The 24,152-nt window shown below is 72.9% G+C and carries 31 protein-coding genes; 24 read left to right on the top strand and 7 right to left on the bottom strand.

The annotated features are described in order from the left end of the window. Positions 1-125 precede the first annotated feature (125 nt). Genes H958_RS0103555 through H958_RS0103545 form a run of 3 tightly spaced genes read right to left on the bottom strand, consistent with a single transcriptional unit; the run spans position 126 to position 3,023 of the window. Complete coding sequence (locus tag H958_RS0103555; protein ID WP_051323757.1) at positions 126-584, bottom strand: peptidylprolyl isomerase; 459 nt, start codon at positions 582-584, stop codon at positions 126-128. Between the two features lie 60 nt (positions 585-644). Beyond that, positions 645-2,060 carry a DEAD/DEAH box helicase gene (locus H958_RS34725; protein ID WP_037408879.1) on the bottom strand — a complete coding sequence of 472 codons (1,416 nt, stop codon included), beginning with the start codon at positions 2,058-2,060 and terminating at the stop codon, positions 645-647. Between the two features lie 15 nt (positions 2,061-2,075). Then, a complete protein-coding gene (locus H958_RS0103545) occupies positions 2,076-3,023 on the bottom strand; it encodes a quinone oxidoreductase family protein (RefSeq protein ID WP_028057647.1) in 948 nt (315 codons plus the stop codon). 31 nt (positions 3,024-3,054) lie between these two features. Between H958_RS0103545 and H958_RS0103540 the strand changes: the two genes are divergently transcribed. The 10 genes from H958_RS0103540 to H958_RS42690 all read left to right on the top strand — a co-directional run bounded on the left by H958_RS0103540 (position 3,055) and on the right by H958_RS42690 (position 10,617). Beyond that, complete coding sequence (locus tag H958_RS0103540) at positions 3,055-3,990, top strand: PfkB family carbohydrate kinase (RefSeq protein WP_028057646.1); 936 nt, start codon at positions 3,055-3,057, stop codon at positions 3,988-3,990. 61 nt (positions 3,991-4,051) lie between these two features. Further along, positions 4,052-4,327, top strand: a complete 276-nt coding sequence (locus tag H958_RS0103535; protein ID WP_156027655.1) for a hypothetical protein — start codon at positions 4,052-4,054, stop codon at positions 4,325-4,327. Positions 4,328-4,419: 92 nt separating this feature from the next. Further along, the gene (locus H958_RS0103530) at positions 4,420-5,301 is read left to right on the top strand and encodes an ABC transporter ATP-binding protein (protein ID WP_028057644.1); all 882 of its coding nucleotides are present in this window, start codon (positions 4,420-4,422) and stop codon (positions 5,299-5,301) included. Beyond that, positions 5,298-6,023 carry an ABC transporter permease gene (locus H958_RS0103525; RefSeq protein WP_028057643.1) on the top strand — a complete coding sequence of 242 codons (726 nt, stop codon included), beginning with the start codon at positions 5,298-5,300 and terminating at the stop codon, positions 6,021-6,023. Before H958_RS0103530 ends, H958_RS0103525 begins: the two co-directional genes overlap by 4 nt. After that, positions 6,020-7,138, top strand: a complete 1,119-nt coding sequence (locus H958_RS0103520) for a sensor histidine kinase (RefSeq protein WP_051323756.1) — start codon at positions 6,020-6,022, stop codon at positions 7,136-7,138. The genes H958_RS0103525 and H958_RS0103520 overlap by 4 nt, the downstream gene beginning before the upstream one ends. Then, positions 7,135-7,755 carry a response regulator gene (locus H958_RS0103515; protein ID WP_028057641.1) on the top strand — a complete coding sequence of 207 codons (621 nt, stop codon included), beginning with the start codon at positions 7,135-7,137 and terminating at the stop codon, positions 7,753-7,755. Before H958_RS0103520 ends, H958_RS0103515 begins: the two co-directional genes overlap by 4 nt. Before the next feature lie 11 nt (positions 7,756-7,766). After that, a complete protein-coding gene (gene dcd / locus H958_RS0103510) occupies positions 7,767-8,333 on the top strand; it encodes a dCTP deaminase (protein WP_028057640.1) in 567 nt (188 codons plus the stop codon). 10 nt (positions 8,334-8,343) lie between these two features. Continuing rightward, entirely contained in the window at positions 8,344-8,565 is a 222-nt protein-coding gene (locus H958_RS0103505) for a hypothetical protein (protein WP_028057639.1), read from the top strand. A gap of 69 nt (positions 8,566-8,634) precedes the next feature. Beyond that, on the top strand, positions 8,635-9,966 hold the full coding sequence (locus H958_RS0103500) for a citrate synthase (protein WP_051323755.1): 1,332 nt from the start codon (positions 8,635-8,637) through the stop codon (positions 9,964-9,966). A 180-nt stretch (positions 9,967-10,146) separates the two neighbouring features. Further along, a complete protein-coding gene (locus H958_RS42690; protein WP_196807179.1) occupies positions 10,147-10,617 on the top strand; it encodes a GNAT family N-acetyltransferase in 471 nt (156 codons plus the stop codon). Positions 10,618-10,621: 4 nt separating this feature from the next. Here H958_RS42690 and H958_RS0103490 read toward each other — a convergent pair whose 3' ends face one another. Beyond that, a complete protein-coding gene (locus H958_RS0103490) occupies positions 10,622-10,936 on the bottom strand; it encodes a hypothetical protein (protein WP_028057637.1) in 315 nt (104 codons plus the stop codon). Between the two features lie 123 nt (positions 10,937-11,059). Between H958_RS0103490 and H958_RS0103485 the strand changes: the two genes are divergently transcribed. Genes H958_RS0103485 through H958_RS0103475 form a run of 3 tightly spaced genes read left to right on the top strand, consistent with a single transcriptional unit; the run spans position 11,060 to position 13,190 of the window. After that, positions 11,060-12,400, top strand: a complete 1,341-nt coding sequence (locus tag H958_RS0103485; protein ID WP_028057636.1) for a PAS domain-containing protein — start codon at positions 11,060-11,062, stop codon at positions 12,398-12,400. A gap of 26 nt (positions 12,401-12,426) precedes the next feature. After that, positions 12,427-12,825 carry a hypothetical protein gene (locus H958_RS0103480; protein WP_037408877.1) on the top strand — a complete coding sequence of 133 codons (399 nt, stop codon included), beginning with the start codon at positions 12,427-12,429 and terminating at the stop codon, positions 12,823-12,825. 2 nt (positions 12,826-12,827) lie between these two features. Continuing rightward, the gene (locus H958_RS0103475) at positions 12,828-13,190 is read left to right on the top strand and encodes a hypothetical protein (RefSeq protein ID WP_028057634.1); all 363 of its coding nucleotides are present in this window, start codon (positions 12,828-12,830) and stop codon (positions 13,188-13,190) included. Here the strand turns inward: H958_RS0103475 and H958_RS0103470 are convergent. Next, entirely contained in the window at positions 13,166-13,816 is a 651-nt protein-coding gene (locus tag H958_RS0103470; RefSeq protein WP_028057633.1) for a M48 family metallopeptidase, read from the bottom strand. The genes H958_RS0103475 and H958_RS0103470 overlap by 25 nt on opposite strands. A gap of 125 nt (positions 13,817-13,941) precedes the next feature. On the opposite strand from H958_RS0103470, the gene H958_RS0103465 reads away from it, so the two are divergent. The 4 genes from H958_RS0103465 (at position 13,942) to H958_RS0103445 (ending at position 16,784) form a co-directional block, all read left to right on the top strand. Beyond that, positions 13,942-14,238: a hypothetical protein gene (locus H958_RS0103465; protein ID WP_156027654.1), complete on the top strand. Its 297-nt coding sequence runs from the start codon at positions 13,942-13,944 to the stop codon at positions 14,236-14,238. Positions 14,239-14,294: 56 nt separating this feature from the next. Continuing rightward, positions 14,295-15,626 (top strand): sensor domain-containing diguanylate cyclase, encoded by a 1,332-nt coding sequence (locus H958_RS42685; RefSeq protein ID WP_196807178.1) that lies wholly within the window; start codon positions 14,295-14,297, stop codon positions 15,624-15,626. A gap of 268 nt (positions 15,627-15,894) precedes the next feature. Further along, on the top strand, positions 15,895-16,206 hold the full coding sequence (locus tag H958_RS34710) for an alpha/beta fold hydrolase (RefSeq protein ID WP_051323752.1): 312 nt from the start codon (positions 15,895-15,897) through the stop codon (positions 16,204-16,206). 5 nt (positions 16,207-16,211) lie between these two features. Next, positions 16,212-16,784: a TetR/AcrR family transcriptional regulator gene (locus H958_RS0103445; RefSeq protein WP_028057631.1), complete on the top strand. Its 573-nt coding sequence runs from the start codon at positions 16,212-16,214 to the stop codon at positions 16,782-16,784. Positions 16,785-16,795: 11 nt separating this feature from the next. On the opposite strand, the gene metF is transcribed toward H958_RS0103445, so the two are convergent. Continuing rightward, the gene (gene metF, locus H958_RS0103440; RefSeq protein ID WP_028057630.1) at positions 16,796-17,704 is read right to left on the bottom strand and encodes a methylenetetrahydrofolate reductase [NAD(P)H]; all 909 of its coding nucleotides are present in this window, start codon (positions 17,702-17,704) and stop codon (positions 16,796-16,798) included. Between the two features lie 4 nt (positions 17,705-17,708). Next, a complete protein-coding gene (locus H958_RS0103435; RefSeq protein WP_028057629.1) occupies positions 17,709-18,701 on the bottom strand; it encodes an MBL fold metallo-hydrolase in 993 nt (330 codons plus the stop codon). Positions 18,702-18,811: 110 nt separating this feature from the next. Here H958_RS0103435 and H958_RS34705 point away from each other — a divergent pair, with 110 nt between their 5' ends. The 7 genes from H958_RS34705 to pyk all read left to right on the top strand — a co-directional run bounded on the left by H958_RS34705 (position 18,812) and on the right by pyk (position 24,151). Then, entirely contained in the window at positions 18,812-19,234 is a 423-nt protein-coding gene (locus tag H958_RS34705; RefSeq protein WP_196807177.1) for a tautomerase family protein, read from the top strand. Positions 19,235-19,398: 164 nt separating this feature from the next. Then, complete coding sequence (locus H958_RS0103425; protein ID WP_028057628.1) at positions 19,399-19,752, top strand: hypothetical protein; 354 nt, start codon at positions 19,399-19,401, stop codon at positions 19,750-19,752. Next, the gene (locus tag H958_RS0103420) at positions 19,749-20,822 is read left to right on the top strand and encodes an aminopeptidase (RefSeq protein ID WP_028057627.1); all 1,074 of its coding nucleotides are present in this window, start codon (positions 19,749-19,751) and stop codon (positions 20,820-20,822) included. The genes H958_RS0103425 and H958_RS0103420 overlap by 4 nt, the downstream gene beginning before the upstream one ends. Positions 20,823-20,846: 24 nt before the next feature. Next, positions 20,847-21,668, top strand: coding sequence for an SDR family oxidoreductase (locus tag H958_RS0103415; protein WP_037408874.1), 822 nt, complete (start codon positions 20,847-20,849; stop codon positions 21,666-21,668). A gap of 23 nt (positions 21,669-21,691) precedes the next feature. Continuing rightward, the gene (locus H958_RS0103410; RefSeq protein ID WP_028057625.1) at positions 21,692-22,165 is read left to right on the top strand and encodes a hypothetical protein; all 474 of its coding nucleotides are present in this window, start codon (positions 21,692-21,694) and stop codon (positions 22,163-22,165) included. Positions 22,166-22,170: 5 nt separating this feature from the next. Next, entirely contained in the window at positions 22,171-22,716 is a 546-nt protein-coding gene (locus tag H958_RS0103405; protein ID WP_028057624.1) for a hypothetical protein, read from the top strand. Between the two features lie 22 nt (positions 22,717-22,738). Next, entirely contained in the window at positions 22,739-24,151 is a 1,413-nt protein-coding gene (gene pyk / locus H958_RS0103400; protein ID WP_028057623.1) for a pyruvate kinase, read from the top strand. The last annotated feature ends 1 nt before the right edge of the window (position 24,152 follow it).

The raw sequence follows: 24,152 nt of genomic DNA, 5'->3' as shown, positions 1-24,152 counted from the left end.
GCGGCGCGGAGACGACGCCGATCAGCAGGTTCAGCAGCGCCAGCCCCGCCGCGAGCGCCGCCATCGCCACCGGGACGTTGACGTGCGCACCGCGCCGGCTCGCGCCAGAGCGCGGTGAGCGACGGTCAGTCGGTGACTTCGAGCTTGTCGATCCGCGCGTCCTCGCGCGGGCGGTCGCGGCCGTCGGTCGGCAGCGACTCGAGCTTGTCGACGACGTCCATCCCGCCGGTGACCTTGCCGAACACGGTGTGCTTGCCGTCCAGCCACGGCGCCTGGCCGACCGTGACGATGAAGAACTGCGAGCCGTTGGTGTTCGGGCCGGCGTTGGCCATCGCGAGCGCGCCGCGGACGATCTTGTGCTGGTTGATCTCGTCCTCGAACGTGTAGCCGGGGCCGCCGGTCCCGGTGCCCTCGGGGCAGCCGCCCTGGATCATGAAGTCAGAGATGATCCGGTGGAACGTGAGCCCGTCGTAGAACCCGTCGCGAGCGAGCTTGCGGAAGTTCCCGACGGTCTTCGGCGCGTCCTCGTCGAACAGCTCGAAGATGATCTCACCGTGGTTGGTGGTCATGGTCGCTTCAGACATGAATGAACCTCTTTCGGCCTCCGGTCCTCGCAAGCTCGGACCTCCGGACGACGTTACATTTCAAGAACGAATGGGCTCCAGGGCCACCGGCCGCCCCTGAACCTCGGTGACACGCTGGACGATGCGGGATGCCTCGCCGGCCGGCACCTCGACGAGCGCGAACCGCTCGAGGATGCGCACGTTGCGGACGGCCTCGCCGTCCAGTCCTCCGGCCGTGATCGCCGCGATCAGGTCCTTGGCCTCGACGCCCTCGTGGCGGCCCGCGCTGACGATCAGCTTCGTGTAGCCGGTCCCGTTGGCCACCGCCGCGTCGTGCGGCTTGCGATGGCGCTTGCGCGGCTCGGACGCCTGCGCCGGCGCGACGTGCGCGCCCTCGGCCCACGGCGAGATGCGCGTCGACGCGTGGCGCTCGATCGCCTCCAGCTCACGCCGCTGGCGCGGCTCGACGAACGTGATCGCGCGGCCGGAGCGCCCGACGCGGCCGGTCCGGCCGATGCGGTGCACGTAGACGTCCGGCGACGTGGGGACGTCGAAGTTGATGATGTGCGTGACGGTCGAGATGTCCAGCCCGCGGGCCGCGACGTCGGTCGCCACGAGGATCGTCGTGCGGCCGCCCTTGAAGTTGATCATCACGCCGTCGCGCGAGCCCTGGCTCATGTCGCCGTGCAGCGCCTTGACGTTCATCCCCTTGTCGCGCAGCGTGCGGAAGAGCTGCTCGCAGCGGACCTTGGTGCGCGTGAAGACGATCGCCTGCTTGGGGCGCTCGGCCTCGAGCACGCGCACGAGCGCGTCGACCTTCCCCTGCGGCTTGGTCTCGAGATAGAACTGCTCGACCGTGTCGATCGTCAGCGTCGCCGCCTTGACCTTGATCGTCTCGGGGTTGTACAGGTGGCGCTCGGCGAGGCGGCGGATCTCCGACGGCATCGTCGCGCTGAAGAGCGCGGTCTGGCGGCTGCCGGGCGCGAGCGAGAGGATCTTCTCGACGTCCTCGAGGAAGCCGAGGTCGAGCATCTCGTCGGCCTCGTCGAGGACGATGTAGCGGCAGGAATGCAGCATCAGCGAGTGGCGCGAGATCAGGTCGAGCACGCGGCCGACGGTCCCGACCACGACCTGCCCGCCCTGGCGCAGCTGCGCCTGCTGGGTGCGGATCGGGGCGCCGCCGAAGACGGCCACCGGATCGATGCCCTTGTGGGCGGCGTAGGCGCGCAGCGCCTGCGTGACCTGGATGCACAGCTCGCGCGTCGGCGTCAGCACGAGCGCCTGGACCTCGGCCTCGGACGGGTCGACCGACTGCAGGAGCGGCAGGCCGAACGCCGCCGTCTTGCCGGTTCCCGTCTGTGCCTGGCCGATCACGTCGCGGCCTTCCAGCAGCGGCGGGATCGTCTGCTCCTGGATCGGGCTGGGTGACTCGTAGCCGACGTCGCGGAGGGCCTTGAGCAAGGGCTCGGACAGGCCGAGTTCGGCGAAAGTCGTCATCTGAGGTGAAGCACGTTAGCGGCGCGGGTCGAGCAGGAGCTTTCCACTGGTGCGGCGTGCCTGCAGGTCCTCGTGCGCGCGCCTGGCCTCCGAGAGCGGGTAGGTCCCGCCCTCGACCACCCGCAGCGAGCCGTCCGCGACGCGCCCGAACAGATCCTCCAGCGGCGGCCCGACCATCTCCGGGTGCCTCATGGCGTGGACGAGCCAGAACCCGACGACCGCCTTGGACCCGTGCATCAGCACGCCGCTGGGCACGCGATTGGCCTCACGCGACGCCATCCCGTACGCCACGACGCGGCCGAACGGGGCGAGCGCGTCCAGGGAGGCGTCGAACACGCGCCCGCCGGCCATCTCCAGCACGACGTCGACGCGCCGGCCGCCGTTGGCCTCGCGCAGCTCGGCGGCGAGGTCGCCGGCGTTGACGTCGACCGCGGCGTCCGCGCCCAGCTCCAGCGCGAGCTCGCGCTTGCCGGCGGTCGAGGCCGTCGCGATCACGCGGCCGGCGCCGAACGCCTTCGCCAGCTGGACGGCGAGCGAGCCGACGCCGCCGGCCGCGGCGTGCACGACCACGGTCTCCCCCGCGGCGAGCTTGGCGGACGTCTTGTAGAGGTGCCAGGCCGTCAGGCCCTGGAGCACGAGGGCCAGCGCCGCGCCGTAGGACACGGCGTCCGGGATCGGGGCGACGGCGTCCGCGACCGCGTACTCGGCATAGCCGCCATTGGGGACCAGGGCGGCAACGCGCGTCCCGTCCTCCGTCGTGCCCGCGACTTCGGCGCCGGGGATGAGCGGCAGCTCGTAGCGCGCGAGATACGTGTTGTCGCGGGCGTGGGTGTCGGCGTAGTTGACCCCGGCGCGCTCGACGCGGATCAGCGTCTGGCCCTCATCTGGGACCGGGACCGGGGCGTCCTCGACGAGCCGCAGCACCTCAGGGCCGCCCCACCGGTCTATGCGAATCGCGCGCATCGACGCGCGGAGGCTACCCTCTCGCGCCGATATGTCGCTCACCGTCGTCGGTTCCATCGCCTTCGACGCCGTCGAGACGCAGGCCGGCAAACGCGACCGCCTGCTGGGCGGTGCCGCCGTCCACTTCTCGCTGGCGTCCTCCTTCCTCGCCGAGACCCGCGTGGTCGGCCCCGTCGGGGACGACTTCGGCGAGGCCGAGTACGCCGTGCTGCACAATCGCGGCGTCAACACCGACGACGTCGAGCACGTCCCGGGCGGCAAGACGTTCTTCTGGTCCGGGCGCTACGAGCGCGACGTCAACATCCGCCACACGCTTCAGACCGACCTGAACGTCTTCGAGCACTTCGAGCCGAAGCTGTCGGATGCCTCCAAGGCGGCGGACGTCCTGTTCCTGGCCAACATCCAGCCCGACCTGCAGCGCGCGGTGCGCGAGCAGTGCACCGGCGCGCGCTTCACGGCGCTGGACACGATGAACCTCTGGATCGACATCGCGCGCGAGTCGCTCCTGCGGACGATCAGGACGGTCGACTGCCTGATCGTCAACGACAGCGAGGTCAAGGAGCTCACTGACGAGCCCAACCTGGTCCGTGCCGCACGCGCGGTGATGGAGCTCGGCCCGCGCGTGGTGGTCGTCAAGCAGGGCGAGTACGGCTCGGCGATGTACACGCCGGAGGGCGCGTTCGGCCTTCCCGCCTACCCGACGGCGGACGTCATCGACCCGACTGGCGCGGGGGACACGTTCGCGGGCGGCTTCATGGGCTACGTCGCCGCGCACGCCGACGAGCAGATCGACGACGAGCTGCTGCGCCGCGCGATGGCCTACGGAACCGCCCTGGCGTCCTTCAACGTCGAGGCGTTCGGCACCGAGCGCATGCAGACGCTCAAGCCGGAGGAGGTCACCGAGCGCGTTGCCGAGCTGCAGCGGGTGACCCGCTTCGACGCGTCTCCGGTGCCGCTGCGCGCCTGATTGACGTCAGATCGCGGGCCGGTGGCTTGCGGAGCCCCGGCCCGGGCGTAGCATTCCGCGCGTGGGTTGGACGATGCTCTACCTCTTCGTGTTCCTCAAGCTGCCGATCCTGGCGGCCTGCGGGATCATCTGGTGGGCCGTCAAGCAGGGCCCGGACACCGAGCCGGTGCGCAACGACGGCGGCACGCCGCTGCGCCCCCGCCCGCGGCATCCGCGCCCGAAGCGCCCACGCCCGCCGCGCCGCGGCGGCCCGCACGCCGCCGGCACGCGCATGGCCTCGCCGCCGCGCGTCCGCTCGGTGACCGCCGTCGGGCGCGCGCGAGAGACGCACCGGTAGTACCAGCCGCACCCGGGGGTCGGCCGATCGGTTGATCGAGGTCTGGCTTCGCGGGCGATGTGCATGCAGCGCCGGGCCGCGACGCTTCCGGCATGGACGCGATCGAGGTGCGCAATCTGCGCAAGCGCTACGGCGAGACGGTGGCGGTGGAGGACGTGTCGTTCTCCGTCCGCGAGGGCGAGATCTTCGGCGTGCTCGGTCCCAACGGCGCCGGCAAGACCACGACGGTGGAGTGCATCGCCGGCCTGCGGACGCCCGACGCCGGCCGCCTGCGCGTGCTCGGGCGCGACCCGTCGGATCCCGAGTTGCGCCGGCTCGTCGGCGTGCAGCTGCAGGACAGCGCGCTGCCGGACCGGATCCGGGTCGGCGAGGCGCTGGAGCTCTACCGCGCCTTCTACGAGGACCCCGAGGACGTCGAGGCGCTGATCGAGGCGCTCGGGCTCGGTCAGGTCCGCGGCACGGCGTTCGGGCGCCTCTCCGGCGGCGAGCGCCAGCGGCTCTCGATCGCGCTCGCGCTGATCGGGCGGCCGCGGCTCGCGATCCTCGACGAGCTCACGACCGGGCTGGACCCGCAGGCGCGGCGCGCGACGTGGGCGCTGATCGAGCACGTCCGCGCGCGCGGCGTGACGATCCTGCTCGTGACGCACTTCATGGAGGAGGCCGAGCGGCTGTGCGACCGCGTCGCGGTGATCGACCGCGGGCGCGTCGTCGCGCTCGACGCGCCCGCCGCGCTCGGCTCCCTGCGCGAGCAGCGGCTGCGCTTCCGCCCGTCGGCGCCGGTCGCCGACGAGGACCTGCTGGCGCTGCCGGATGTCGCGACCGTGCGCCGCGAGGGCGAGCTCGTCGTCGTCTCCGGCGGGCCCGCCGTCGTGCAGAACGTCGCCGCCGCCCTGGCCCGCGCCGGCATCGTCGCCGAACGCCTGCGCGTGGAGCACGCGAACCTCGAGGACGCATTCGTGGAGCTGACCCGATGACCGCCTTGCTCAAGACCGAGACCAAGCTGCTGCTCCGCGAGCCGATCCTGCTGTTCTGGGGCGTCGCGTTCCCGCTCGTGCTCCTCACCGTGATGGGGCTGGCGGGCGACAAGCCCGACCCGGACCTCGGCGGGCTCAGCCTCGTGCAGTCCTACGTGCCGATCCTCGTCGCGTTCACGTTCACGATCCTCGGCGTCAGCGCGCTGCCGACCGCCGTCGCGACCTACCGCGAGCGCGGCGTCCTGCGCCGGCTCGCGACCACGCCGCTGCGGCCCAGCCGCGTGCTCGCGGCCCAGCTCGCGACCAGCGGCGCGATGGCGGCCGTGACCGCGGTGCTGATCCTCGCGCTGGCGCGGACGGCATTCGGGGTCGGCCTCCCCGGCGCGCCGCTCGCGTTCCTGCTCGCGCTGATCCTCGCCGCCGCCGCGCTGCTCGGCATCGGCCTCGTGATCGCCGCGCTCGCGCCTCGCGCCCGGATCGCCGGCGCCATGGGCACGATGCTGTTCTTCCCGCTGATGTTCTTCGCCGGACTGTGGGCGCCGCGCGCGACGATGGGCGCCACGCTGCGCGACATCGGGGACTACACGCCGCTCGGCGCGGCGGTCCAGGCGCTCCAGGACGCTTCGGCGGGCGCTTGGCCGGACGCGAAGCAGCTGCTCGTGATGCTCGCCTACGCCGTCGTCAGCGCGGTCGCCGCGACTAGGCTCTTCCGCTGGCAGTGAACGCGTCGTCGGACCACTTCGAGCAGCGGGTGTTCGCGGTCCTGCCGTTCCTGCTGCTCGTCGCCTCGGCCGCGTTCGACCAGCTGATCGACGGCGCCGACGCCGCGCATCTCGCGATCGCCGGCGCCACGGCGCTCTGGATCGCGCTCACGCGCAACCGGATCCCGGCCCCGGTCCACTTCGTCGGCCTGCTCGCCTTCAGCGCCGCGCTGGTCGCCTGCACGCCGATCTACGGGTTCTTCGTGTGGTCCGGCTATCTGGCGGTGGCGTTTCTGCTGCCGCGGCGATGGATCCCGGCCGGCGTGCTCGGCGTCGCGGCCGTGACCGCCGCCTCGCAGGTCGGCGGCTGGCCCGGGGGCGGATTCAGCGACTGGCTGGTCTACGTCGCCGTGGTGATCGCCAATGCGGGTGTGGCGGGCACGATGATGGTCGTCGGCGCCAAGCAGGACGACCAGCGGCGCATGCTCGAGGCGGCGTTGCGGGAGAACGCGGGCCTGCACGCGCAGCTGCTCGAGCAGGCGCGCGAGGCGGGCATGCTCGACGAGCGCGCGCGGATGGCGCGCGAGATCCACGACACGATCGCGCAGGGGCTGATCGGGATCGTCACGCAGATCGAGGCGGCCGAGCAGGCGCACGAGCCCCGGCGCCACCTCGACGCCGCCGCCCAGCTCGCGCGCGACAGCCTCGCCGAGGCGCGCCGCTCGGTCCGGGCGCTGCGCCCGCAGCCGCTCGAGCGGGCGCGCCTGCCCGAGGCGCTCGCGCAGGTCGCCGACGGCTGGTCGGCGCTCCACGGGATCGCGGCGGCCGTCAGCACGACCGGGGCGCCGCGGCCGTTGCCGGTCGACGTCGAGGCGACGCTGCTGCGGACCGCGCAGGAGTCGCTCGCCAACGTCGCCAAGCACGCGTCGGCCTCGCGCGTGGGCCTGACGCTCTCCTACATGGACGACCTCGTCACGCTGGACGTGCGCGACGACGGCGTGGGCGGCGCCGCGCCACGTCCCGGCGGCTTCGGGCTGACGTCGATGCTCGAGCGCGTCCAGGGGCTCCAGGGCAGCCTCGCGATCGAGTCCGAGCCCGGCTCGGGCACCGCCGTGTCGGCGAGCGTGCCCGCATGATCCGGCTCGTGATCGTCGACGATCACCCGGTCGTGCGCGACGGCCTGAGCGGCATCTTCAGCGGCGCCGAGGGCTTCGAGGTGGTCGGGTTGGCCGACGACGGCGAGCGCGGCGTCGACCTGGTGCGGCGGCTCGACCCCGACGTGGTCCTGATGGACCTGCGGATGCCGCGGATGGACGGCGTGACGGCGATCCGGCAGCTCGCCGGGCGGCGGGTGCTCGTCCTCACGACCTATGACTCCGACGCCGACGTCCTGCCGGCGATCGAGGCCGGCGCGACCGGCTACCTGCTCAAGGACGCGCCGCGCGAGGAGCTCTACCGCGCCGTCCGCGCCGCCGCGCGCGGCGAGGCGGTGCTCTCCCCGCCGATCGCCACCCGCGTCCTGCGCGCCGCGCGCTCAGGCGAGCCGGCCATCAGCGCGCGGGAGCTGGAGGTGCTCGAGCTCGTCGCCCGCGGCGCCACCAATCGCGAGGCCGCCGAGCGGCTGTTCATCAGCGAGGCGACCGTCAAGACCCATCTCGTGCACCTCTACGCCAAGCTCGGCGTGCCCGATCGGGCCTCCGCGGTGGCCGCCGCGTTCGACCGCGGGCTGCTCACCCCGCGCTCCCGCGGGTAGCCTTCCCGCTCGTGCCCGTCTCCGTCCTCTCCGATGGCACGATCAGGCGACTGGTCGAGGCCGGCGAGATCGTCATCAAGCCGTGGAGCCCCGAGCTGGTCCAGCCGGCGTCGATCGACCTGCGCCTGGGCGACTCCTTCCGCGTCTTCCACAACCACGTGGCGCCGCTGATCGACCTCCGCGACGGGCCGCCGCCGGGGCTGACAGAGGAGGTCACCGCGAGCGCGCAGGACGGCTTCGTGATCCACCCGGGCGAGTTCTGCCTGGGCCGCACGGAGGAGTGGGTCGAGCTGCCCGGCGACGTCGTGGCCCGCATCGAGGGAAAGAGCTCCCTCGGCCGCCTCGGGCTGATCGTGCACGCCACCGCGGGCTTCATCGACCCGGGCTGGAAGGGCACGCTGACGCTCGAGCTCAACAACCTCACGCGCGTCCCGATCAAGCTCTACCCGGGGCTGCTGATCGCCCAGCTCTCGTTCATGGCGCTGGACAAGCCCGCGGAGCGGCCGTACGGCTCGGAGGAGCTCGGCTCGCACTACCAGGGCCAGGTCGCGGCCACCGAGAGCCGCTACATGCGGTAGCTTCCGCGGCATGCTGGCCACGCTGCTGCTCGCGGCCGAAGGGGCCGAGCCGTCGAAGACGCCCTTCTACATCCTCGCGGCCGCCCTGGTCGTGTTCGCCCTCTCGCTCTCGGCCGTCGGCGTGGCCCGGCATGAGACCTTCCCGCCCTCGCGCGGGGTCGCCACGGCCCTGATCGGCGTCTGCGTGCTGCTCGTCGCGGGCACCATGCTCAGTGCGGTTCTGACCGCCTGACTCCCCCGCTCGCGCGGCCTCGCCACAATGGAGGGAGAGTCTTGAACCCCCTCCCAGCTGAGGAGCGCAATGGGAACCGAGGAGCAGAGCACGAACGGCGGTGGCGTGGCCACCGCTTCTGAGTCGCTGACGATCACCGACAACCGGACCGGCAAGACCTACGAGGTGCCGATCGAGGATGGGACCGTGCGCGCGACCGCGCTGCGGGACATCAAGGTCGACGAGGACGACTTCGGCGTCATGTCCTACGACCCGGCGTTCATGAACACCGCGTCGTGTCGCAGCGCGATCACGTATCTGGACGGCGAGGCGGGCGTCCTGGAGTACCGCGGGTATCCGATCGAGCAGCTGGCGGAGAACTCGAGCTACCTCGAGGTCGCCTACCTCCTGATCCACGGCGAGTTGCCCAACAAGCAGCAGCTCGAGGAGTGGACGCACCAGATCACGATCCACACGTTCGTGCACGAGAACGTGAAGAGCTTCATGCAGGGGTTCCGCTACGACGCCCATCCGATGGGCATGCTGCTCGCCTCGGTAGGCGCGCTGTCGACGTTCTATCCAGACGCCAATCAGATCCATGACGTCGAGAAGCGCTATCTGCAGATCGTCCGGCTGATCGCCAAGATGCCGACGCTGGCCGCGTTCGCGTACCGCCACAACATGGGCCAGCCGTACGTCTATCCGGACAACGACCTCAATTACCCCGGCAACTTCCTCTCGATGCTGTTCCGGATGACCGAGCTCAAGTACAAGCCGGATCCCCGGCTGGAGCGCGCGCTCGACATCCTCTTCATCCTGCACGCCGACCACGAGCAGAACTGCTCGACCAATGCGGTCCGCGCGGTCGGCTCCTCGCAGGTGGACCCGTACTCGGCCGTCGCCGCGGGCGTCGCCGCGCTCTACGGCCCGCTGCACGGCGGCGCCAACGAGCAGGTGCTGCGCATGCTGCGCCGGATCGAGAGCAAGGAGAACATCCCCGACTTCATCGCCGGCGTGAAGGAGGGCAAGGAGCGCCTGATGGGCTTCGGGCACCGGGTCTACAAGAACTACGACCCGCGCGCCCGCATCATCAAGGGCGCCGCCGAGGACGTCTTCGAGGTCACGGGCACCAATCCGCTGCTCGACATCGCGCTGGAGCTGGAGAAGATCGCGCTCGAGGACGAGTACTTCGTCAAGCGAAAGCTGTACCCGAACGTCGACTTCTACTCGGGCCTGATCTACGAGGCGCTGCAGATGCCGGTCGGCATGTTCACGGTGCTGTTCGCGATCCCGCGGACGAGCGGCTGGATCGCGCAGTGGCTGGAGATGATCCAGGACAAGGAGCAGAAGATCGCCCGCCCGCGCCAGATCTACACGGGCGAGCGCACGCGCGAGTACGTGGCGCTGGACGACCGCGTCTAACGTCGCACGGACGTCAGATTCCCCTCGACTGTGCGCGTCGCGGCGCAAGCCCTCGAAGGGAAGATGACGGGAGGGCGAAACCCGATATCCCCGGGGCTGGCACCTTCGTGCCAGCCCAACTAGTTGTTTCATGCAACGGTGTGGTTTCATTCCGAAACCATGCTTCCCGACGGCACCCGGATGCGCCCCATCGCACCCGAGGACAAGGCCCTCCTCCAGGCAGGAGTGGGGCGCCTGTCCCCTGAATCGGCCTACGGCCGGTTCCTGACCGGAAAGCCCCGGCTCACGCCGGCCGAGCTGCGCTATCTGACCGAGATCGACGGGTGCGACCACATGGCGCTCGTCGTGCTCGACGCCGACGGCGACCTGGTCGCCGTCGGCCGGCTGGTGCGCGATCCCGCGCGCCCGGACACGGCCGAGCTGGGGATCGTGGTCGCCGACTGCTCCCAGCGCCAGGGGATCGGGCGAACGCTGGCGCAGGAGCTGGTGCGCGCGATGGGCGTCGCCCGCGTCGCGGGCACGATGCTCGCGACCAACCGCGGCGCGCTCCGCCTGATGCGCGCGCTCGGTCCGCTCGAGAGCGGCGTTCTCTCCGGCGGCGTGCGCGAGGTCGTCGTGCGCGTCGGGGCGCCGGTCGCCGCGGCGGCCTAGAACGTCAGGGTCCGGCCTGGACGGGCCCGTTGGAGACCGTGATCGGCGCGAGGATGACCGGCGCGCCGATGATCGTCGGGCCGATCGCGCTGGCGACCTGGCCGACGGTCGGCCCCACGAACGCGAGCGTGACGCCGCCGCACACGGAGATGCCGGGCGAGCCCGGACCGCCGTTGACGGCGCGCGGGTTGTTGCCGATGCACCCGGTCGCCGCCCCGTCGGTCCCCGTGCCCCAGGACGGCCAGGTCTGGGCGCCGGCGACGGGCGCGCACAGCGCGAGGACCGCGAGCACGGCCACCAGCAGGAGCAGCAACCTCATGCCTCGATCCTGAGGCCTGCGGGGCCGCGGCGTGCCTGTCCGACGGGCTAGGCGGTCCCGGGCACTGGTCCGCCGGCGACCACTGCCCCTCAAGCCGCCCGGGGCGGCGCCGATCCTCATGTTGTGAGCCGCCTCCGCTCGATCAGCGCCCTGCTCGTGGACATCCCGCCGGGCCAGGCGGCGCAGCTCGAGCGCGCGCTGGAGGAGGCCGGCTGGAAGGTCCGCGCGTTCTCCGCCGGCGGCGCCGAGGGGCTGACCGCGGCGCTGCAGCGGCGCGGCTGGGAGGTCGTGCTCTACGGCGGCGAGGGACGCGACGCCGTGCCCTCCCGCAAGGCGCTCGCGCTCGTGCGCCTCGCCGACCCGCACCTTCCCTTCATCGCCGTCTCGCCGCAGTTCCGCCGCGGCGACCTCGCGGCGCTCGTCCGCGCGCTGCCCGCGGGCGTCCCGACGGTCTCCGATCCCGCCCGGCTCCCCGCCGTGCTGACCCGCGAGGTCGAGCAGTCGCGCATGCGCCGCCGCGTCGGCGGCGCGCACAGGCTGCTCGACGCCCAGCAGGCGATCACCGACCACCTCGCGGCCGGGCTGGAGCCGGACGTGCTGTGCGCGCGCGTGCTGGCCGCGCTCGGGGAGGCGCTCGGCTGGAGCGTCGGCGCCGCCTGGCGTCCGCGCCGCGACGGCGCGACGCTGGAGTGCGCCTCGGTCTGGCACGCGCCCGGCGCGCGCAAGGCGGTCGCGGCCTTCGCGGCCGAGACGACGAACCTCGACTTCGCCCCCGGCCAGGGCCTCCCGGGCCGCGTGTGGGCGTTCCGGCGCACGGCCTGGGTGGCCGACGTCGGGCGCGAGAGCAACATGCCGCGCGCCGACCACGCGCTGCGCGCCGGCCTGGTGACGGCGGTCGCGTTCCCGCTCGCCGCCGCCGAGGAGTGCCTCGGCGTGATCGAGCTCTACTCGGGCGCCATCCGCGAACCGAACGCCGAGGTGGCCGCGATGTTCGCGAGCGTCGGCGGCCAGCTCGCGCAGTACCTGTCCCGCCGCCGCCTGCGCTCCCGCGCCCGCAGCCTCGACGGCGCCACGACGCTGGTCGTCGGGCTGGACGCCGAAGGCCGCGTCGAGCTCGCCAACGCGACGGCGTGCGCGCGGCTCGGCGCCGACGAGCAGCAGCTGCTCGGGCGCGACTGGTTCGCCGCCGCGCTGCCGGAGTCCCACCGCGCAAGCGCCCGCACCGCCTTCGCGCGCCTGCTCGCCGGCGAGCACGGCGACATCCTGGCGCTCGAGCAGCCGCTGGCCGGCGGCGACGGGCGGCCGTTCCCCGTCACCTGGCGCTGGTCGCTCGCGCGCGACGGCGACGGACGCCCGGCGGGAGCGCTCGGCTGGGGAGAGCCGGTCACGCAGCCGTCTTCGGGCGACGGCAACGCGCTGGTCGCCGAGCTGGCGGCCGCGCTCGCGGCGCGCGAGGGGAGCTGACGCTCCGGATTGGCTACCGTGGGGATATGCGGTTCCTTCCTCTCGCACTCATCTGTGCGGCGACGCTCGCCGCGTGCGGCAGCGAAGGAGCTGCCGTCCGGCCTGCGAACGCCGGTCTCGCCGACATCGTGGTCCGCGTCGACGACGACGGCGCCAAGGGCCCCGACGCCGCGCGCCAACTGACCCTGAAGTGCGATACCCCCACGCAGAGCAAGGCGTGCGGGGCCGCGGCCGGCGTCTCCCAGTCGGACCTCGCGCCGCCCCCTGGCGACCGGGCCTGCACGCAGATCTACGGCGGCCCACAGACGGCCTCGATCAGCGGCACGCTGCGCGGCGACCACGTCGACGCGAGCTTCAAGCGCACCGACGGGTGCGAGATCACGCGCTGGGAGCACATGCAGCCACTGCTGAGCGAGGTGCGCTGAGCGTGCCGTGGCGGATCGTGGTCCGCCACGGGCCGCACGTCGAGAAGCTGCGCTGTCAGACGCTGCCGGAGGCGCTCGACGCACTGGAGGAGCGCGCCCGCGCGGTCGCGAACGGACCCAAGCTCGACGCCGTGGACGTCCACGTGCGCACGTTCTCCCCCGCCGACCAGATCTCGGCGCGGGCGGAGCTCAAGGGCCCGCAGCGGCTGCGGCCGTTCATACACGCCGGGATCGACGTGCGCGGGGACGGATCGATCGTCGCCTGGTCGGGCGGCATGCGGCGGGAACAGATCACGATGGTCGGCGGCGAGACCGCCTATGCCGCGCTGAGGCGCGCGGTTCAGAGCACCAAGGTCGAGCCGTAGCGCTTCAGCCAGGCCGAGCGCGCGCGCCACTCGGGCACGCGCGCCTGCAGCAGCCGCCAGAAGCGCGGCGAGTGGTCCATCACCTCGAGGTGGCAGACCTCGTGCTCGACCACGTAGTCGAGCACCTCGGGCGGCGCCAGCAGCAGCCGCCAGTTGAACGACATCGCGCCCTTGGACGAGCACGACGCCCAGCGCGTCCGCTGGCCGCGGATCGTCAGCCCCGTGTAGCGCGTGCCCGCGCGCGCGGTCGCCGCGTCCAGGCGCGGCGCGATCTCCGCCTTCGCCTGGCGCCGGTACCAGCGCTCGAGCGCCTCGCGCGGCTCGCCGGGCGGGACCAGCAGCACGGCGCCGCGGCGGTGCACGCGCGTGCGCCCCGGCTCTGGCTGCAGCGTCAGGATCTCCCCCAGATACGGGACGGTGCCGGGCGGGCGCGCGATCTCCGCCGCGGCGCGGGCCACGGCGCGCCGCCGGCGTTCGATCCACGGCGCGAGCTGCGCGACCGCCTCGGCCGCGTGGCGCTCGGGCGAGCGGCGCGGCAGCACGACCTCGATCTCGCCGTCACCGTCGACGCTGACGCGGATGCGGCGCGCGCGATCCGAGCGGCGGATGCGGTACGAGCTCGTCACGGAACGTGCGGCGGTGGCGTCCAGCGCCGCGGATGTGCCGCATCCGGGCGTGGCGGGATTCGCTGACGGGCTCGCCTGGCCATCGGCCGCAGCAGCCTAGAAGGGCCGCCTGACAAGATCCCGGCGTGGCGGAATCCCGGGTCCCCCTGCCGGCCGGCGTGCGCGAGCCGTTCACGGTCTACGTGAACGGCGTGCGCCAGGAGCTCGGCCACGACTACCGCGTCGCGGGCGGCGAGCTGGTCTTCAGCCGCGAGCTCATGAAGGAGGGCAGGCTCGGGTTCTGGCGCTGGTTCCTCGGCGCCTGGGGAATCGGGACCTACCGGCGCAACGACCAGGTCGACGTCGCGTGGGAGGCCGAGGGGCGCCCGCAGGTCGCGCACGCGCTCGACATCGTCCGGAGCACACCCGAATCGGGATCATGAGCGCAAAGGCGCCAGGAATCCTCGGGGAGCTCGGGAGTGGCCGATCAGAGGGGCGAATGCTTCGCTCGCCCAAGCCCGACACCCGAGTGCTGGAGGCCCTGCACCGCATCGGCGCGCTTCCCGTGCTGGGCGGCACGGTCGCCCGGATCCGCGCGCTCGCCGAGGACCCGCACGGGACGACGGCCGACCTCGTGACGGTCGTCGAGTCCGACGAGGCGTTCTCCGCGAACCTGCTGCGCTACGCGAACTCGGCCGCCGCGGCGCGGCCGATCCGCGCGCGCACGATCCGTCAGGCGATCACGCTGACGGGCCGGCGCCGGCTCGTGCGGATCGCGCTGGAGGCCGAGACCTACCGCTTCCTGGAGCACTTCCCCGGTGGGGCCTCGGTCTCGCGCGGGCAGCTGCACGTCCATGCCGTCAACGTCGCGGCGTACTCGCTCACGACCGCGGAGCTGTGCGGCGCCCACGGCGACACGGCGCACCTCGCCGGCCTGCTGCACGACGTCGGCAAGCTGCTGATGCCGGCGGCGTTCGGCGTCGCGGCGATCGAGCGGATCGCGCGCGAGGCCGCCTCCGGCGCCGCCCGCGCCGCGCTCGAGCGCCGGCGCCTCGGCATGGATCACGCCGCGGCCGGCGCGATGCTCGTGGGCCTGTCGGACCCGCATGACGAGGTCATGCGCGCGATCGCCTACCACCACGGCGGCCCTGGCGGCGACGCCTCGCCGACCCCGGAGGCGGCGTGCGTGCAGATCGGCAACGCGGTCGCGCACCTGCTCAACGAGGGCGAGACCGACTGGACCGTGCTCAACGCCGCGCTCGAGCGCCTGGGCCGCGGCCCCGACCTGCTCGACGAGGTCGCGGAGCGTGCGGGCGTCGCCGCCGCGGTCGCCCCGCACGGTGAGCTGGCCGACCAGGTCGGGCGGCTCGAGGCGGTCGCGCACACCGACGACCTCACCGGGCTGGCGAACCGCCGCGCCTGGATCGAGGCGGTCCGGCGCGAGGTGGCCGCCCACGGCGGGGGCGCGCTGCTGATCTGCGACGTCGACGGCTTCAAGGCCGTCAACGACGGCCACGGCCACCGCGCCGGGGACCTCGTGCTCACGGAGGTCGCGCGCGTGCTCTCGCGCCACGGGCTCGCGGGCCGCCTCGGCGGCGACGAGTTCGGGGTCTGGGTCGCGGGCGACGGCGAGGCCGGCCACCGCACGGCGCGGGCGATCATGGACGATGTCGCCGGCTCGCTGCCGGAGCCGCTCGCGGGCGGCACGACGCCGCTCGGCGTCTCGGTCGGCGTCGCGACGGTGACCGAGGCCGACGCCGACGTGATGGAGCTGCTCGAGGTCGCCGACCGCGAGCTGTACGCGGTCAAGCCCGGCGGCCGCCGCCGTTAGACGAGCCGGCGGACCAGGCGCCCGACGCCGGTCAGGACGCCCTTGAGCAGCCCTCCGACGCCCAGGAGCAGGCCGCCGACGGCGCGCAGCAGGCCGCTCAGAAGGCCCATCGTTCCGTCTGCGGCGCGCTGCCGGCGATACCCACGGTTCTGTCATACCCAGCAGCCCGCGCCTGTACCAAGGTTCGGCGCCCGAAGGTGCCTCCGCGCTTGACCCGGCGCTGTTCTTCGAGCGCACCCGGACCAGCGTCGCCGGCGGCGAGGCGTTCGTGCAGCGGATCTTCACGCGCGCCGAGGACCGCGACGCGCCCACGACGCTCGCGACGCGCGACGCCCAGCTCCACGCGATCACCGCGTGGGGCATCCCCGACCCCGGCAAGCTGCGGCGGCTCGCCGGCATCGCGCAGCCCGGGCTCGTGGCCAACGGCGACCACGACCGCATGGTGCCGACGAAGAACACGCACCTGCTGGCCCGGCACCTGCCCGAGGCGCAGACCCGGATCTACCCCGATGCCGGCCACGGCTTCCTGTTCCAGTACGCGCCCGAGTTCGCCGCCGACGTGAACGCGTTCCTGGGTTGAGACGCGTGCCGCAGCGGAACCTCAGGGAGCAGCTCGTCGAGGGCGGCTTCCGGGTGCTCTATGAGAAGGGCTACCACGCGGCCAGCGTCAACGACATCGTCGCCGCCGCAGGCGTCCCGAAGGGCTCGTTCTACAACCACTTCGAGAGCAAGGAGGCGCTCGCGCTCGAGGTGACGCGCCGCTACGGGAAGGGCTACGACCTCGAGCGCCTCGCTCACGGCGACGGCCCTCCGCTGGCGCGGCTGCACGCGTTCTTCGAGGACATCGTCGCGCGCAACACCGGGCGCGGCGTCGAGTACGGCTGCCTGCTCGGCAACTTCTCCACCGAGCTGGCGACGCACAGCGGCCCGATCCGCGAGCTCGTCGCCGGCTCGCTGGAGGCCTGGAGCGGCGCCGTGAGCGAGGCGCTGCGCCAGGCCCAGGCGGCCGGCGAGCTGGACGCGTCGCTCGACGCCGCCCGCCTCGGGCCTTACATCGTCGACGCCTACGAGGGCGCGGTGGCGCGCGCGAAGGTCAGCGGCGACCGCGCGCCGCTGGACCGCCTCCTCGCCGCCACCTTCGAGCAGCTGCTGGCGTAGGCGCTCGCGGGCTAGGCCGTGACGGCGCGCCGCCACGGCGCCATCACGCGCAGCGCGCTCAGGATCGCGCGCGTGGAGGGCGAGCGGTTGAGCGTGTAGAAGTGGATGCCCGGCGCGCCGTTGGCGAGCAGCTCGGCGCACTGCATGGTCGCGTAGGCGACGCCGAAGTCGGCGACCGCGTCGGGCTGGTCGGAGCGCAGGTCGAGCTCGCGCAGCAGGCCCGCAGGGATCGACGCGCCGCACATGCTCGTGAAGCGCCGGATCTGGGCGACGTTCGTGATCGGCATGATCCCGGGGATGATCGGGACGTCGATGCCGGCCTCGCGCGCGCGGGCGACGAAGTCGTAGTAGACCGTGTTGTCGAAGAAGAGCTGCGTGATCAGGAAGCGCGCGCCCGCATCGACCTTCTCGCGCGTGTAGCGGAGGTCGGACTCTGCCGACTCGGCCGCCAGGTGCACCTCCGGGAAGCACGCCGCGCCGACGGCGAAGTCGTAGTCCGCACGGATCAGCTCGATCAGCTCGCGCGAGTACGTGAGGCCGTCCTCGGCCGCCTGCCACTCGTGCGCCGCGATCCCGGCCGGCGGGTCGCCGCGCAGCGCGAGCACGTTCTCGATGCCGGCTTCGCGCATGCGGTCCAGCGTCGCGCGCAGGTCGGCGACGCTCGCGCCCACGCAGGTGAAGTGCGCCATCGCCTCCAGGCCGTGGCTGGCCTTGATGCGCGAGACGATCTCGATCGTCTTCTGCTTCTGCTCCGCGCTCCCGCCGGCGCCGTAGGTGACCGACACGTACGTCGGGTCCAGGCGAGCGAGCTCCGCGAGCGCCGTGTCGAGGTTGGCCTCGCCTTCGGGCGTCTTGGGCGGGAAGAACTCGAAGGAGAACGCCGGCTCGCCCCCGCCGGCGATTCGCTCGTCGATGCGCATGCGGTCAGTCTAGGGTCCAGCGCTCAGGGCTCTCGTCGTCCGCGGAGGCTTCGCCGAGTGCGTCCAGGTGCGTCAGCCACGCGCGCGTCTTGGTCAGCAGCCAGCTCGCCATCTCCTCCGTGAACGCGCCGCCGTAGACCGCGCGCGCGACCTCGTAGGGCGTGCACGGACACGCCTGCAACGCGGCCCGGACGGCGTCCAGCCGGCGCGCGACGAGGTCGCGGTTCGCCTCTACGTGGCCCTCGATGTCGGTGAACGGGCGCGCGTGGCCGGCGAGCGCGAGCCGCGCGTCGAGGCCGGCGACGACGTCGAGCGAATGCAGGAACTCGCCCACCGGATCAGGCGTGTAGCCGACGTCGAAGTACAGCGACACGCGCCCGAGCAGGTGGTCGCCCGAGATCAGCAGGCGGCGCTCCGGCTGGTGCAGGCAGACGTGCGACGGCGCATGCCCGGGCGTCTCGACCACCTGCCACGTGCCGACGTCGGTCTCGATCTCGACGCCTGGGAGGAGGTCGCGATCGGACGCCAGCGTTCCCGCCTGGCCGCTCCCCAGCCCCTTGCGCCGCTCCGCCCAACGTCGCAGCGGCGCCTTCGGAACGCCGCTCTGGAGCGCGGCCTCGACGGCGTGCTCGAGCGGGTCATCGACGTCGTCGCGGCCGGTGTGCAGCCGGAACGCCGGATGGATCCACACCTCGCACCCGGCCCGCGCGGCGATCGCGGGCGCCTGGCCGCAGTGGTCGATGTGGGCGTGGGTGATCAGGACGAGGCGGACGTCCTCGACGCGGAAGCCGGCCTGGAACAGCGCGCGCTCGAGATCGGCCATCGAGCCGCGCTCGTGCATGCCGGTGTCGACCAGCACGAGCCCATCGCCCGCCTTCAGCGCCCACGCGTTGCAGTGCGGCACGCCGGGCAGCTGCAACGGCAGGCGGAGCCGCCAGACGCCGGGCAGCACCCGCTCGCCCCTTCCCACCTCTCTCGGGCGAGTCGGCTTGCGCACGCGCGGGACGCTATCCGACTCGGTCCGGCGATCCGCCGCCGACGCCCGATGGTGTCGAGGGCGCCGAGGCCCCGGGAGAGCGGCGGGCGGCCGTGTGCATGATCGAACAGGTGCCGATCTACCGATGCTCAGCCCCGGAGGGCGCCCTCACCGGCTCGATGAAGGCGCGGATGGCCGAAGCCATCACCGACGCGCATTCCGAGGAGACGGGGGCGCCGCGCGCGTTCGTGCGCGTGTTCTTCCACGACGTCCCGCGCGGCGACGCGTACATCTCGGGCAGGCTCGACACCGAGTCCTCGATGATCGAAGGGTCGATCCGCGCCGGGCGCACGCTCGAGACCAAGCAGCGCCTGCTCAAGCGCATCTCGGCGTCGTGGCAGAACATCACCGGCCTCTCGCAGATGCACCTCGTCGCGTGGCTCACCGAGTTCGACTCGTCGAACTCGATGGAGTTCGGGCTCATCCTCCCGCACGCCGGAGAGGAAGCCGAGTGGCTGGCCGCGCATCCGGACGTGGTGCAGCGGGCCTACTAGGCTCCTCTCGCCTTCGCAGTGGATCGCGGCCATGACCGCGCTGTGGGGACTGCCGGCCGGCATCACGAGCCCCGCACCGCGATCGCGATCGCCGGCCTGCTGATCCTGGCCGACCCCGTTCCTGCTCCCGCGCTACGACGAGGCGACTCGCTAGCGTGCCGGGAATGGCGAAGAAGGGCCGCCGCCGCGAGCGCATCCGCGCCCCCGAGTCCGAGTACCGCGACGAGCACGGGTCGGTGCTCGTGCTGCGCGGCTCCCTGACGCCCGCGACGCGGCAGCAGTACGCCGCCGAGCTGCACGGCAACGTGCTCTCGCAGGAGGACGCGTGGCAGCGTGCGGTGGAGTTCCTGTTCGAGCGCCTGGCGGTCCGCTGGGACGTCGCCGGCGCCGAGCCGCTGACCAAGCAGAAGGAGCTGCTCGGCCGCTTCCGCTTCGCCTCGGCCGCCGAGCGGCAGTGGATCCGCGGCGTGCTGCGCGAGCACCTCGCCGAGCACTTCCCCGATATGGAGACGCCGTGAACACGGACAAGTTCGCTCAGCTGCTGGCCGGCTACTGCCTCGAGCTCGAGCCCGGCCAGCAGGTGCAGGTGAGCTCGACGACGCTCGCCGCGCCGCTGCTGCTCGCGCTCCAACGCGAGATCCTGCAGCGCGAGGCGTGGCCGCTGCTCGACGTCTCGCTGCCCGGGCAGGGCGAGGGGTTCTGGGCCGCCGCGCGCGACGCCCACCTCGACGCGTTCCCCGACGCCGACCTCGCGCTCGCCCGGCGCCTCGACGCCACGCTGCGCATCCACGCGACCGAGAACGCCAACGCGCTCGCGGGCGTCGACCCGGCGCGGCTGACGCGCTTCGCCCGCTCGCGCGGGCCGCTGCGGGAGGCGACCCTCGCCCACCGCTGGGCGATCACCCTGTGGCCGACGCCGGCCGCCGCGCAGCAGGCGGGGATGGGGACGCTCGAGCTCGAGGACTTCGTGACGCGCGCGCTGTTCCTCGACCGCGACGACCCGGCCGCCGCCTGGGGCGAGTTGCGCGGCTTCCAGGCCGAGCTGATCGAGCGCCTCGCGCCCGCGCGCGAGATCCGCATCGAGGCCGAGGGCACCGACCTCACGCTCAACGTCGAGGGCCGCACCTGGATCAACTCCGACGGCAAGCGCAACATGCCCAGCGGCGAGGTCTTCACCGGCCCGCGCGAGGACTCCGCGAACGGCGTGATCCGCTTCACGATCCCGACCTCCCCGCGCGGCGTCGTGATCGAGGACGTGACGCTCGAGCTGCGCGACGGGCGCGTGGTCGGCGCGCGCGCCGAACGCGGCGACGCGTACCTGCAGGCGACGCTCGAGACCGATCCCGGCGCCCGCGTCCTCGGCGAGCTCGGGATCGGCACGAACTTCGGCATCGACCGCCCGATCGGCGCGATCCTCTTCGACGAGAAGATCGGCGGCACGGTCCACCTCGCGCTCGGCCGCTCCTATCCCGAGACCGGCGGGACGAACGAGTCCTCGGTCCACTGGGACATGATCTGCGACCTGCGCCAGGGCGGGCGGCTGAGCGCCGACGGCGATGTGATCCTCGCCGACGGCGCCTTCACCTAGCGTGTCGTGCGCTTCACTTTGCCGATGCCCCTCGTGGTGCTCACCGGCGCGACCAGCGGGATCGGGCGAGCCGCCGCGATCGAGCTCTCCCGGCGCGGCGCCGAGGTGGCGATCGTCGGACGCGATCCCGAGCGGGTGCGCGCGACCGCGAAGGCCGCCGGCTCCGCGCACGAGCACGTCGCCGACCTCACGCGCATGGACGAGGTCCGGCGGCTGGCGGACGAGCTGCTCGACCGCCACCCGCGGATCGACGTGCTGGCCAACAACGCGGGCGCCATGTTCACGTCACGCCACGTCACGCCCGACGGCTTCGAGCGCACGTTCGCGCTCAACCACCTTGCGGCGTTCCTGCTCACCAGCCTGCTGATCGAGCGGCTGCGTGAGAGCGCGCCGGCCCGCATCGTGACCACCGCCAGCAACGCGCACACCGGCGGCGCGCTCGACTTCGGCGACCTGCAGTCCGAGCGCTCCTTCAGGCCGATGGGCACCTACGGCACGACGAAGCTCTGCAACATCCTCTTCACGCGCGAGCTGGCAAGGCGCGAGCAGGGCACCGGGATCACGGCGAGCTGCTTGCACCCCGGCGTCGTGCGCACCGGGTTCGGCAAGAACGACGGGCTGCTGTACCGCGCGGGGCTGACGGCGATCGGGCCGTTCCTGCGGTCGCCGCAGCGGGGAGCGCGCTCGCTCGTGTGGCTGGCACTGAGCAACGAGGCCGCCGGGCTCAGCGGCGTGTACGTGCACGACGAGAAGGTCGTCACGCCCAGCCCCGCCGCGCAGGACGACCGGCTCGCGCAGGAGCTCTGGCGGCGCTCGGAGGAGCTCACGAACCGGCGCACGGGCTGACACCGCGTTGGTACAAGCCTCCGGTGCATCGGGGTCCCCTTCTCTGCGCCGCCGCCCTTGCGGCGCTGATCGCCGCCCCATCCTCGGCTCACGCCGCGTCCTTCAACTGCGAGGCCAGCGCGCTCCGGCTGGCCGTCGCCGGCACCGCCCTTCAGGAGCCCGTCACCGCCAATGCCGGCGCGTCGTCCTGCGCGCCGGCCGAGTCCGGCGGCGCCCTGCCCGCCACGCCGCTGCCGGTCACCGGCGGCGCCGTGTTCGCCCGCACGACGCTCACCGGCGCCGAGCCGCTCTCGCAGGTCGCGACCGCGTCGGCCGGGATCGGCGACCTGACGGTCACGTCGCCGCTGCCCGGCATCCCGGCGCCTGATCTCTCCGCGCTTCCCGGCGGCGGGGTGCTGTCGGCCCCCGGCATCGGCAGCGTCGACATCCGGCCCGCGCTCAACGCGCTCGTCACGCCGGCCGGGGCAACAACTGCACCAAGCGCCGCATCACGCTGATCGACGTGCTGCGGAGCGGCAACCGCGTGAAGCTGCAGGGCGCCGCCGACCCGCGCCGGTTCGCCGGCAGGCGCGTGAGCATCGTGTCGCGCTGGGACGGGCGCACGGTCGCCCGCCTGAAGGTCTCCAAGAGCGGGCTGTTCCACGCGAGCGTCGCGCTCCCGCCGGGCTCCGTGCGCCACACCAACCGCGCGCGCTACCGCGCCGCGATCGGCGGCGAGCGCTCGCTCGACCTCAAGCTCGAGCGGCGCATGCTCGTCACCAGCGTCAAGGCGCTCGGCAACCGGCGCGTCCAGCTGAGCGGGCACGTCACGCGGCCGCTCGCGTCGCCGGTCCAGGAGATCTCCGTCACGCGCCGGATCTCGTGCGGGAACGTGCGCGTCGTCGCGCGCCTGAAGCCTGACTCGCACGGGCGCTTCCACGTCACGCTCAAGGGCCCGAAGACCGACCGCGTCTACGTGTTCCGGTTCCGCACCAAAGTCCGGTACGACGCCCTCAACACACGCCTCATGAGGACCTACACACTGCCCCGTTACGTGCTCGGAACCTAGCCGCTCTATCGTGCGGCCTCAGATGCAGCGCCGCACGAAGATCGTCGCCACCATCGGGCCGGCCTCCCGCAATCCGGAGGTGCTGGCCCGCATGGTCGAAGCCGGGATGGATGTCGCCCGGCTCAACTTCTCTCACGGCAGCGCGGAGGAGCACGCGGAGACCGCGCGGCTCGTCCGCGAAGCCGCCGGCCGGGCGGGTCGCCAGGTCGCCATCCTGCAGGACCTGCCGGGCCCGAAGCTGCGCATCGGCAAGCTGCGCGACGGCGTCGTGGAGTTCAAGCCGGGCGACCGCACGACGTTCGTGTGCGGCGAGAACAGCGCCGAGGGCGACGCGAGCCGCATGTACATCACCTACGCCGGCCTCGCCTCGACCGTCGAGGACAACGAGATCATGTACCTCGCCGACGGCGCCGTCCGCCTGCGGGTGACCGCGGTGCGCGCCGGCGACGGCGAGATCGACGCCGAGGTGGAGATCGGCGGCTCGGTCGCCTCGCGCCAGGGCCTCAACATCCCGGGCGAGACGGCGGCGCTGCCCGCCGTGCCGCAGGAGGACCTCGAGCACGTCCGCACCGGCGAGCGCATCGGCGTCGACATCATCGCGCTGTCGTTCGTGCGCCGCGCGGAGGAGATCACCGCGCTGCGCAAGCACACGCGGCTGCCGCTGATCGCCAAGATCGAGAAGCCGCAGGCCGTGCAGCGCGCCGAGGAGATCGTGCGCGCGGCCGACTGCGTGATGGTCGCGCGCGGCGACCTCGGGATCGAGATGGAGATCCAGGAGGTCCCGATCGTGCAGAAGCAGATCATCAGCCTCGCGGGCGCGCTCGCGCGGCCGGTGATCACCGCGACGCAGATGCTCGAGTCGATGATCATCTCCTCGCGCCCGACGCGCGCCGAGGTGACCGACGTCGCGAACGCGATCCTCGACGGCACCGACGCGGTCATGCTCTCCGCGGAGAGCGCGGCGGGCCAGTGGCCGGTCGAGTCGGTCGCGATGCTCGCGTCGATCGCCGTGCGGACCGAGATGACGGCGCCGTACCGCGAGTGGAACGAGCGCCGCGTGCGCCGCGACCGCCGCGACCCGGCGTACACGCTCGCCTACACCGCGACGCGCGCGGCGCATGAGCTCGGGCTCGCCGCGCTCGTGTGCCCGACGCTGTCGGGCCGCAGCGCGCGGCTGATCTCCGCCCACCGGCCGACGGTCCCGATCCTGGCGCTCTCACCGGGGCGCGAGACCGTGCGCCGGTGCGGGCTGATGTGGGGCGTGCAGGCGGCGTCGATGCGCCGCTACGAGGTCACCGAGGAGCTGATCGCGGCGGCCGCCGCGCGCGTGGTGGAGCTGGGCTGGCTGAAGAAGGGCGACCGCGTGGGCATCACCGCCGGCCTGCCGTCGGGCAAGCCTGGGACGACGAGCCTCCTGCAGATCCAGGAGGTCTAGC

This window comes from Candidatus Solirubrobacter pratensis (assembly GCF_000425945.1).
Taxonomy (GTDB): Bacteria; Actinomycetota; Thermoleophilia; order Solirubrobacterales; family Solirubrobacteraceae; genus Solirubrobacter; species Solirubrobacter pratensis.
This window is presented reverse-complemented; position numbering and strand designations above follow the sequence as displayed.

Coding starts and splice junctions, on each gene's coding strand:
- H958_RS0103555 (WP_051323757.1), bottom strand. CDS start 584: ATGTCTGAAGCGACCATGACCACCAACCACGGTGAGATCATCTTCGAG.
- H958_RS34725 (WP_037408879.1), bottom strand. CDS start 2,060: ATGACGACTTTCGCCGAACTCGGCCTGTCCGAGCCCTTGCTCAAGGCC.
- H958_RS0103545 (WP_028057647.1), bottom strand. CDS start 3,023: ATGCGCGCGATTCGCATAGACCGGTGGGGCGGCCCTGAGGTGCTGCGG.
- H958_RS0103540 (WP_028057646.1), top strand. CDS start 3,055: ATGTCGCTCACCGTCGTCGGTTCCATCGCCTTCGACGCCGTCGAGACG.
- H958_RS0103530 (WP_028057644.1), top strand. CDS start 4,420: ATGGACGCGATCGAGGTGCGCAATCTGCGCAAGCGCTACGGCGAGACG.
- H958_RS0103525 (WP_028057643.1), top strand. CDS start 5,298: ATGACCGCCTTGCTCAAGACCGAGACCAAGCTGCTGCTCCGCGAGCCG.
- H958_RS0103515 (WP_028057641.1), top strand. CDS start 7,135: ATGATCCGGCTCGTGATCGTCGACGATCACCCGGTCGTGCGCGACGGC.
- H958_RS0103505 (WP_028057639.1), top strand. CDS start 8,344: ATGCTGGCCACGCTGCTGCTCGCGGCCGAAGGGGCCGAGCCGTCGAAG.
- H958_RS0103500 (WP_051323755.1), top strand. CDS start 8,635: ATGGGAACCGAGGAGCAGAGCACGAACGGCGGTGGCGTGGCCACCGCT.
- H958_RS42690 (WP_196807179.1), top strand. CDS start 10,147: ATGCGCCCCATCGCACCCGAGGACAAGGCCCTCCTCCAGGCAGGAGTG.
- H958_RS0103490 (WP_028057637.1), bottom strand. CDS start 10,936: ATGAGGTTGCTGCTCCTGCTGGTGGCCGTGCTCGCGGTCCTCGCGCTG.
- H958_RS0103480 (WP_037408877.1), top strand. CDS start 12,427: ATGCGGTTCCTTCCTCTCGCACTCATCTGTGCGGCGACGCTCGCCGCG.
- H958_RS42685 (WP_196807178.1), top strand. CDS start 14,295: ATGCTTCGCTCGCCCAAGCCCGACACCCGAGTGCTGGAGGCCCTGCAC.
- metF (WP_028057630.1), bottom strand. CDS start 17,704: ATGCGCATCGACGAGCGAATCGCCGGCGGGGGCGAGCCGGCGTTCTCC.
- H958_RS0103425 (WP_028057628.1), top strand. CDS start 19,399: ATGGCGAAGAAGGGCCGCCGCCGCGAGCGCATCCGCGCCCCCGAGTCC.
- H958_RS0103415 (WP_037408874.1), top strand. CDS start 20,847: ATGCCCCTCGTGGTGCTCACCGGCGCGACCAGCGGGATCGGGCGAGCC.
- pyk (WP_028057623.1), top strand. CDS start 22,739: ATGCAGCGCCGCACGAAGATCGTCGCCACCATCGGGCCGGCCTCCCGC.